Source organism: Escherichia sp. WS3063 (assembly GCF_046486595.1).
Classification (GTDB): Bacteria; Pseudomonadota; Gammaproteobacteria; order Enterobacterales; family Enterobacteriaceae; genus Escherichia; species Escherichia coli.
The window spans coordinates 1-3155 of sequence record NZ_JBJQKY010000059.1; the positions used below are offsets into that span (position 1 = coordinate 1).

Genomic DNA, 3155 nt, shown 5'->3' on the forward strand with positions numbered 1-3155 from the left:
CCACAGAATGATGTCACGCTGAAAATGCCGGCCTTTGAATGGGTTCATGTGCAGCTCCATCAGCAAAAGGGGATGATAAGTTTATCACCACCGACTATTTGCAACAGTGCCGTTTTTCAGGATGACGAAGAACGATTCGGCGCTAGGTGCAACATAGGTGCATCGCACGAGCGCTAGGAACGGCGAAAAAAGGCGGACGTGGCGAAATCGGTAGACGCAGCAGACTTTAAAATTGGAGTGCCCGCGGGGAAATCCGCGGAGTAGAACCGCTCAAAGTCGGGGAACGCTAACGGGCAATACCCTAAGCCAATCCCGAGCCAAGCCCCTTCGGGGGAAGGTGTAGAGACTGGACGGGCGGCGCCTAAAGCCTTCGGGCAATGGCGAAGGGACAGTCCAGACCACGAACGTCATCAGACGGCGGCGAAAGTCGAGGTGGTACGAAAATCTGCTTCTCTGTGAGAGTACGGGTTCGAGTCCCGTCGTCCGCACCACAAAGCCAAACATCCCTGCGATGATCGACCTCTGGGCGTTTGGTCGTGAGCCCGCCACCCTCGCGCTACGCTTTGCGCAGGCGTCGAAGGCGATCAGGTGCGCCCATCGATTCCGTCGAGCACCATCGCTGCGAGTTCATCGCTGGTGTGTGCACCACTATCGAGAACACGGGTTGTGCATGGAAGCCGTTCCCTTGCGGCCAAGCATCGGGCGACATTCGCTAATCGCCACTCTCGAATCTCCGCATTTCGATTCGGGTCAGGATGCATGGTCTGGTTCGCGATCCGGTGACGCAATAGGTCCTCGTTGAGCGTCAGAAAGATGTGCAGCAGCTGATCGTCGATCCGCCTTACCCCGTCGAGTATCTCAGTCAGATAGTCCGGGTGCACGAGCGTCATTGGGATGATGATGTCCTGCGAGTAATTCCTTCGAATCTCCCTGACCGCCGCGATCGTAAGTCCCCTCCACAAGGGGAGATCCTGATAGTCTCCGCTCGCTGGCATGGGGACCGTTTCTTTCACCACGAACCCGATTTCCTCGGGGTCAAAGATCAGCGATTTGGAACGCCGATCGCGCAGCCGCTTAGCGAGCGTCGTCTTTCCGGCGCCGAAAGGTCCGTTGATCCAGATTATCATTGTCGACGGCCTCTAACCTGAAGGCTCGCAAGAGCGCTCGACGGCCTCGTGCGGAGGCACGATCGGAGTGGTTCCGAAATGCTTCTCAAGATAGGTGACGCCGAACGTCACGATGTCCTGCGCGTCGAACAGGTAGCACTGAGCAAAGCCCACGACACCTTCTCGATGGCGACCGAGCTTCACGTAAGCATTTGCTATAGTTTCAACCGCATCCGGCTTTCCTTCGATAGCAAAGCAATCGAGAATGCCGTTTGAATCGTAATCCGATGCCGTTTTCCAGGCGACTTCACCGTCTCTTCCAAGCATCGGCATCTCATACGTCACCCACCGTTTGTTGGGGATATCGGCAACCGCCTCGGCGTAGTGCAATGCGGTAACGGAGTTTAGCGGCGCACCCAACAGCAGGGCCTTCCCGCCAAGGCGAACGAACCGCTCGACGGGCGATCCTTCCCCCAAGGCGTGACCGAGTTCGTGAGGCTCCGTCAGCGTTTCAGCCAGCGGACCAACCGCGACCATCGATGCATCGGGGTGCGCGCTGCGCCGCGCGCCGGGGGCTTGAACCAGAAATTGATTCAGCAGGCCGAACCCACGGTAAGTCCCGGCTGTTGCGGGATCGAACGGCAGCCAGGTACGGCGGGCTTCGTCATCCAGCCGAGCGCCATTCAGAGTCTCCTCGTAGGGTGATCGGTCCCACGACGCGTATCCCATCACAGTGCCAGTCGGCCCAACCGCGGAGCGTAACGCGGCAACGACCGTCTCCGCTCCTCCTTCGACCGGACCAATCGCTTTAAGTGAGGCATGCACCATCAAGAGGTCACCGGTTTGGACTCCGAGTTTTTGAAGCGCCTCCGTTATTGCCTTCCGCGTATGCATCGCGATATCTCCTCTAAACTGCAAAACACTATACGCTGATGAATCCCCTAATGATTTTGGTAAAAATCATTAAGTTAAGGTGGATACACATCTTGTCATATGATCAAATGGTTTCGCGAAAAATCAATAATCAGACAACAAGATGTGCGAACTCGATATTTTACACGACTCTCTTTACCAATTCTGCCCCGAATTACACTTAAAACGACTCAACAGCTTAACGTTGGCTTGCCACGCATTACTTGACTGTAAAACTCTCACTCTTACCGAACTTGGCCGTAACCTGCCAACCAAAGCGAGAACAAAACATAACATCAAACGAATCGACCGATTGTTAGGTAATCGTCACCTCCACAAAGAGCGACTCGCTGTATACCGTTGGCATGCTAGCTTTATCTGTTCGGGCAATACGATGCCCATTGTACTTGTTGACTGGTCTGATATTCGTGAGCAAAAACGACTTATGGTATTGCGAGCTTCAGTCGCACTACACGGTCGTTCTGTTACTCTTTATGAGAAAGCGTTCCCGCTTTCAGAGCAATGTTCAAAGAAAGCTCATGACCAATTTCTAGCCGACCTTGCGAGCATTCTACCGAGTAACACCACACCGCTCATTGTCAGTGATGCTGGCTTTAAAGTGCCATGGTATAAATCCGTTGAGAAGCTGGGTTGGTACTGGTTAAGTCGAGTAAGAGGAAAAGTACAATATGCAGACCTAGGAGCGGAAAACTGGAAACCTATCAGCAACTTACATGATATGTCATCTAGTCACTCAAAGACTTTAGGCTATAAGAGGCTGACTAAAAGCAATCCAATCTCATGCCAAATTCTATTGTATAAATCTCGCTCTAAAGGCCGAAAAAATCAGCGCTCGACACGGACTCATTGTCACCACCCGTCACCTAAAATCTACTCAGCGTCGGCAAAGGAGCCATGGGTTCTAGCAACTAACTTACCTGTTGAAATTCGAACACCCAAACAACTTGTTAATATCTATTCGAAGCGAATGCAGATTGAAGAAACCTTCCGAGACTTGAAAAGTCCGGCACTGTTGCAAAGTTAGCGATGAGGCAGCCTTTTGTCTTATTCAAAGGCCTTACATTTCAAAAACTCTGCTTACCAGGCGCATTTCGCCCAGGGGATCACCATAATAAA

General features: G+C 52.6%; 2 protein-coding genes and 1 pseudogene. 1 reads left to right on the top strand and 2 read right to left on the bottom strand.

Annotated features, from left to right (window positions below):
* Positions 1–584 precede the first annotated feature (584 nt).
* Complete coding sequence (locus ACJHYW_RS25060; protein ID WP_000587837.1) at positions 585–1127, bottom strand: AAA family ATPase; 543 nt, start codon at positions 1125–1127, stop codon at positions 585–587.
* Between the two features lie 12 nt (positions 1128–1139).
* Positions 1140–2000, bottom strand: coding sequence for an aminoglycoside N-acetyltransferase AAC(3)-IId (gene aac(3)-IId, locus ACJHYW_RS25065; protein WP_000557454.1), 861 nt, complete (start codon positions 1998–2000; stop codon positions 1140–1142).
* 142 nt (positions 2001–2142) lie between these two features.
* On the opposite strand from aac(3)-IId, the pseudogene ACJHYW_RS25070 reads away from it, so the two are divergent.
* A pseudogene (locus ACJHYW_RS25070) lies at positions 2143–3048 on the top strand (IS4-like element ISVsa5 family transposase); the annotation flags it as partial.
* Positions 3049–3155 lie beyond the last annotated feature (107 nt).

What these genes read in the sequence shown, in the direction of transcription:
- ACJHYW_RS25060 (WP_000587837.1), bottom strand. Translation starts at nt 1,127, where the DNA reads ATGATAATCTGGATCAACGGACCTTTCGGCGCCGGAAAGACGACGCTC.